Source organism: Psychrobacter sp. ENNN9_III (genome assembly GCF_001462175.1).
Lineage (GTDB): Bacteria > Pseudomonadota > Gammaproteobacteria > Pseudomonadales > Moraxellaceae > Psychrobacter.
Genome location: NZ_LNUO01000126.1, coordinates 1 through 5647, shown reverse-complemented (window position 1 = coordinate 5647; position 5647 = coordinate 1). Strand labels below are relative to the sequence as shown.

At 42.0% G+C, this 5647-nt stretch carries 6 protein-coding genes; 5 read left to right on the top strand and 1 reads right to left on the bottom strand.

All coding sequences use genetic code 11. From position 1 onward, the window contains the following. The first annotated feature begins 95 nt into the window (after positions 1-95). The 4 genes from rarD (at position 96) to PENNN9_RS07660 (ending at position 3512) form a co-directional block, all read left to right on the top strand. Positions 96-1166 (top strand): EamA family transporter RarD, encoded by a 1071-nt coding sequence (rarD, locus tag PENNN9_RS07675; protein ID WP_058369112.1) that lies wholly within the window; start codon positions 96-98, stop codon positions 1164-1166. A 156-nt stretch (positions 1167-1322) separates the two neighbouring features. Beyond that, the gene (locus tag PENNN9_RS07670) at positions 1323-1991 is read left to right on the top strand and encodes a glutathione S-transferase (protein ID WP_058369111.1); all 669 of its coding nucleotides are present in this window, start codon (positions 1323-1325) and stop codon (positions 1989-1991) included. Positions 1992-2107: 116 nt separating this feature from the next. Beyond that, positions 2108-2353: a hypothetical protein gene (locus tag PENNN9_RS07665; protein WP_058369110.1), complete on the top strand. Its 246-nt coding sequence runs from the start codon at positions 2108-2110 to the stop codon at positions 2351-2353. A gap of 43 nt (positions 2354-2396) precedes the next feature. After that, positions 2397-3512 carry a ribonuclease Z gene (locus tag PENNN9_RS07660; protein ID WP_058369109.1) on the top strand — a complete coding sequence of 372 codons (1116 nt, stop codon included), beginning with the start codon at positions 2397-2399 and terminating at the stop codon, positions 3510-3512. A 1-nt stretch (position 3513) separates the two neighbouring features. Here PENNN9_RS07660 and PENNN9_RS07655 read toward each other — a convergent pair whose 3' ends face one another. Then, on the bottom strand, positions 3514-4512 hold the full coding sequence (locus PENNN9_RS07655) for an ATP-binding protein (RefSeq protein WP_058369108.1): 999 nt from the start codon (positions 4510-4512) through the stop codon (positions 3514-3516). A gap of 68 nt (positions 4513-4580) precedes the next feature. Here PENNN9_RS07655 and PENNN9_RS07650 point away from each other — a divergent pair, with 68 nt between their 5' ends. Next, positions 4581-5594: a serine/threonine-protein kinase gene (locus tag PENNN9_RS07650; RefSeq protein ID WP_058369107.1), complete on the top strand. Its 1014-nt coding sequence runs from the start codon at positions 4581-4583 to the stop codon at positions 5592-5594. The last annotated feature ends 53 nt before the right edge of the window (positions 5595-5647 follow it).

Genomic DNA, 5647 nt, shown 5'->3' with positions numbered 1-5647 from the left:
CCGAAAATTTTATATAGCAGCCGACGTAGACGTCGGAGGCTTTTGTTTTTTTTTAAAACTGCCAAGGAAGCGCTCTAATTTTTAAGGCTGTTATTATGTTCCCTACCAACCAAACGTCGCAGGGCACGATCATCGCGGTAGCTGCAAATTTTTTATACTCGTTATTGTTTTTGTTTGGATTGATTATGCAGCCGCTATCAGGCACGCAGGTTGCCTCGTGGCGTGTGCTCATGATGTTATTTAGTTTAGTGCTCCTGATTAGTGTATTAAAGCAATGGCAACATATTTTTGATTATCTAAAGACGCTAAAAACAGCGAAAGAGTGGTTTTTGTTTATTATTCCCACGCCTATTTTAGGTGCACAAATTTGGATATTCATGTGGGCACCAGTGAACGATCTTGGTTTGGAGGTGACTTTAGGCTACTTTTTATATCCTATGATTATGATCATAGTTGGTCGGTTTTTTTATCATGAAAGCATGAGCCGGCTGCAGTGGGTTGCGATAATTTTTGCAGGAGCAGGTATTGCTTATGATATTGTCCAATACGGGGCAATATCTTGGGCGACATTGTTCGTCTGCTTGGGGTATCCGCCTTATTATTTGCTACGTCGAAAAATGGCTGTGCCGCCTATTACAGGTCTTATCTCTGATCTTGTCTTGCTATTACCCATCGTCTTGGTCGCACTTTATATGAATGGCGGTTTTGAACTGGCCATATCTACCAATAAGCTTTGGTATTTTTTGCCGCTATTGGGTGTGATCAGTACTGCTGCCATGTCATTGACTATGGTAGCCAGTCAAAAATTGCCAGTCTCATTATTTGGGACGTTATGCTATCTTGAGCCCATATTCTTATTTATATTTTCTGTCACTATTTTGCATCAAAGCGTTGAGGAGGGTGGCTCTTTATTTATGTACGGCATGATCTTTGTTGCGTTATTGATTATGATTATGGATAGTGGACTTGGTTACTTAGCACGCCGTCGTGACAACCGTCTACATGGTTACAACGAACCACAAGTTGGCAGTTTTCCACCACGTCGCCGTTTAAAGAATCGCCGTATCAAAGGTGTCTTGGCTGCGCATCGGTTTCGTAAGATTAGACGTTATCAATCCAAAATGAATAAAATCTCACATAAAATTGATCAGCTATATTCAAGATAGTCCATAAAGATACGAGATATAAAACTGACCACACAGCCATTGCTTTTGACTGTTATTGGATGATCTGGCTGTATTAAAGCATGGCTAAGTGCGCTATCATCGATAGCATCAATAAGTTACTTTGTTTAATTTACCACTTATCATTAGGATGAATTCATGTTACATCTGCATCATTTAGAGAACTCACGCTCGTTTCGTATTATATGGCTTTTAGAAGAGTTAAACGTAGACTACCAGCTCACCTGTTATGAGCGTAACAAAGCTTACCGTGCGCCTGATAGCCTAAAGAAAATCCATCCACTCGGCCATACTCCTATCTTAGAGGTGAACGGGCGTGCGCTGGTCGAATCAGGGTTCATCATTGAGTATTTACTTAAGCATTATGATAAAGAACAGCAATTCAAACCTACTGATAATAATGAAGAGGCGTGGGAAGCTTATACTTTTTGGCTGCACTTTGCCGAAGCATCAATAATGCCGCTATTGGTCATGCGTTTGGTATTTACGAAAGTGGTCGAAAAATCACCAATGCTTATCAAGCCTGTGAGTAAAAGCATTCGTAAGCAAGTCGAAAACAATATGATCAATGATAGTCTGACAACGATGCTAAACATGATGGAGCAGCAACTACAGCACAATCATTGGTTTGCAGGCGAAGCCTTTAGTGCTGCAGACATTCAAATGCATCTTGTGGTCGTCGCTACCAATGCAGGAAGTGGGCTCGACAAAGTAAAATACGCCAACATACTAAATTGGTTAAAGCGCTGTGAAGCGCGTGCAGCTTTCAAGCAAGCTGAAGCCAAAGGTGGCCGTGTCCAGTTTTAGGACCACTAAATATATCAGTGCGCTCATGGATGCTATGTATTCATATGTTGATTGTGTTTAGGGCATGTTCATTTTAATATGTCCTATGCATAAATAGCCCTATAAAAGGTAAGATAATGACAGACCCTAATAACTTAAATAAACCCTCTAATTCCGATAAAGATCAGCTTGCACAGCAGCAGCTTGCTTCTCAGCAAGTAACCGTTAAAGCGTGGTCGCAAAAGATATTAGTCGTTTTATTATGTATAGCCAGTTTTTACGGGGGTTGGAAGTCACACGAATCTAGCATGGTCAACCAATGCTTTGCTAATGGTGGCCAAGTCGTTGAAGGTGATAAGACCATTCTTTGTAAATCATCATAACTTCTTATTAAATATGAATGAATTTTGTGATGAATGACGACCTATGCTTCAATTAACCTTCTTAGGAACCTCAGCAGGCGTACCGACTAAGCAGCGCAATGTCACTGCGTTAGCGATTGAGTGCCTTAATCCGTATCTATCAGGATCTAATCAACAGCAGAGTAAAAAATCGCGTCCGTGGTTATTAATCGACTGCGGTGAAGGCACGCAGCAACAACTGCTCCATACCAAACTATCACTACATCAGCTTACCGCTATTTGTATTACTCATGTGCACGGCGACCATTGCTATGGTTTGCCAGGATTGCTCGCTAGTGCTGCCATGTCAGGACGTAAAGAGGCGCTGACGCTCATCGCACCCAAAGCCATTAGCAAACTACTAGATGCTGTAATACTAGCTACTGAGTTGCATTTGCCATTTGCCATCGATTTTATGGTAATTGAAGATTTGCAGTCTCAGCTAGATAGTGAAAATAAAGGTCAGGTAAATTTTAGCTTAGACAAGCAACAACAGCTAGCGATAGATATCCATTCTCTATCACACCGTGTGCCATCCTATGGTTTTGGTATCACTCAGACTATCAGTCGTCGCACGCTCAATACCGACAAGTTGCTAGCAGCTGGTATTCCAGCTAGTAAGGTGTGGGGAAGGTTGCAGCAAGGTGAAGATGTTACAACTGAGGACGGTAAGCAGTTACGCTCAGCAGATTATGTCAATAATGATGAGCAGCATACAAGAGTAGTCGTAGCAGGTGATAATGATACGCCAAGTCTTTTAACTTCAGCGCTACGAGATGCGGATTTATTGGTGCATGAGGCGACTTATACCAATGAAGTCTTGGCTAAGATTCAAGCCAAAAATCCAGATTTTGACCCCATGCATAGTAGTGCGCAGCGAGTTGGCAAGTTTGCTCAAGATATTGGCCTACCTAATCTCATTTTGACACATTTTAGTGCGCGCTATCAGGGTTTTGATAATCCAAATAGCACGATGCCTAATATGGGGCATATCCGTCTAGATGCCGAAAGCGTTTATCAAGGTAATTTATGGCTGGCTGAAGATTTTGCGCAATATAGGGTAGATGGTGCAGTAGAAGTAGTTGAAGGTCAAGCAGACAGCCGCGTGCAGTATGTAGGATCTGCACGAGACAGCAAATGAGTTAAGACTGACTATCTGCAGCAGCCAATTGAGATTGCCCTATCCAATAACGACTAAACTGATAAGCCACACGCCCTGAACGGCCACCACGCTCTGATGCCCAACGCAGTGCCGCCGCTCTAGTGGTCTCATTAAGTTCCTTATCAAGCGCTTCGTCAACCGCTTTATCATTACTATTGTTATCACTATTAGCATTCATAACATCGCTAGTAATTCGTGCTGGCTGCAAGCTTAGATAATGCTGAACAATCTGTAAATACGTTTGCTGATTCATAGGATAAAACGACAACCATAAACCAAAGCGATCAGATAGCGATACGGTCTCGTCAATGGTTTCATAAGGATTGACCTCATCGGTGTTTCCATCATAAATATTGACGTTGTCTTTCATCAGCTGAGGCAATAGATGTCGACGATTACTGGTCGCATATACCAATAGTTTATCTTGCTCAGAATCGAGCGAACCATCCAATACGCTTTTTAGCGTACGATAGCTTTCATCCTGACCGTTAAATGCAAGATCATCACAGTACACTACATAGCGACTACCACAGTCAGCAGGTAGCTCATTGATAGCTGCGCGAATCTTGTCTAATACCAACAAATCATCGCGAGCAATCTCAATAATGCGTAAGCCTTCGCTATGATAGGCTTGCAGTAACGCTCGAATCAGTGATGATTTACCTGCGCCGCGTGTCCCAGTCATCAATACGTGATTGGCTGGATAGCCTTTAAGAAATTGACGTGTGTTTTGTACCAGCTTTGACTTTTGAGAGTCGATACCATGCAAGTCATCCAAACTCAAAAATAAGTTAACCGCCAACGGTTCTAAATGTCCGGTGCGTCCACCAACCCAGCGATACGCCAGCTGTGCAGGATCAATTTTGATAGTAGGGGTCACGTGCTCTGCTAAATATTGACTTAATAAGTCCAATAAAGGGGCAGGTAGGGCGTAATCAGTGGACAACTTATTAGCGAACGAATTGGTTGATTGGGACATAATGACTCTAATAATTCAGGTTACGTTTCATTTAGTTTATAACAGTTCTATAAGGGCTTGGTTGTACCATGAAAAATAGTGCCAGCAATCTGTCTACAATACAAGCGATAAAGCTAACCTTGCGTAGGCAAGCGGAAGAGCTACTACCAAAATTAAATACTGTGCTAACAAAACTAGGCTATTATGAGATAGCTCATCAACGTATTAGCCAGCAAAATAATGACCAAAAGCAGCAGCTCAAAACAACCAGCTATCAAGGGCTAACGCGTGCGCTCCATTCGCAGTTTGGTTGTGTCATGATTAAGTGGGAGCTTAGTCAGCATAGTAATCATGAGTTGTCTACCTTACAAACTGAAGTTGCGGTCTTAAACGCTGTCAGTATTTTACAGTTAACTGAGGCTCAGAACATTCCTCAAACTATCGTACCCCCAGTATTAGCTTTCGAAACTGTATATATGGAATTTTTAGAGCAAATATGGCAGCTTAATCTCCTTGCTATGCCTTACTACGAGAATGGTAGCTTGGCACAGCAGTTAAGTAATGAGGAGTATTCATCATTAAGTGATAAGACAAAACAGCAACTCATAAACCAGATCGCGCATCTAATAGCCAATATTCATAGAGCTGGCTGGCTGCACAATGATATTAAGCCGAGTAATGTTTTGCTAGATAATTTTTTACCGAATAGTGCGGATAATAGCATCATCATGCCCAGTTTATTGCTGACTGATTTTGCGTTAGCAGAGAATATTGATAAGCCCAGCGTAGCAAACCCTGCAGGCACGCCAGCTTATCTTGCACCTGAATGCTGGCAAGGGCAGGGCGCAACGGTACAAAGTGATATTTATGCATTTGGAATAATGTTGTATGAGGTATTAACGGGCAATAGGCCATTTCAGTTAAATTCTCAAAGTTGTGAACCGCTAAAAAATTGGGCAATTCAGCATTGTCAGCAGTCTATCCCAACCTTGCCACCAGAGTATCAGGGCTATCAGAGAATTATTAATAAGGCTTTGGCGAAGCGAGTAGAGAGGCGGTATCGGAATATGAGTGAGATATTAGAAGATTTGGAAAGTGTCTAAGTCAAAAAATAAATTCTAGACACAAAAAAACCTGCTAAAAAGCCCGCGGGGGG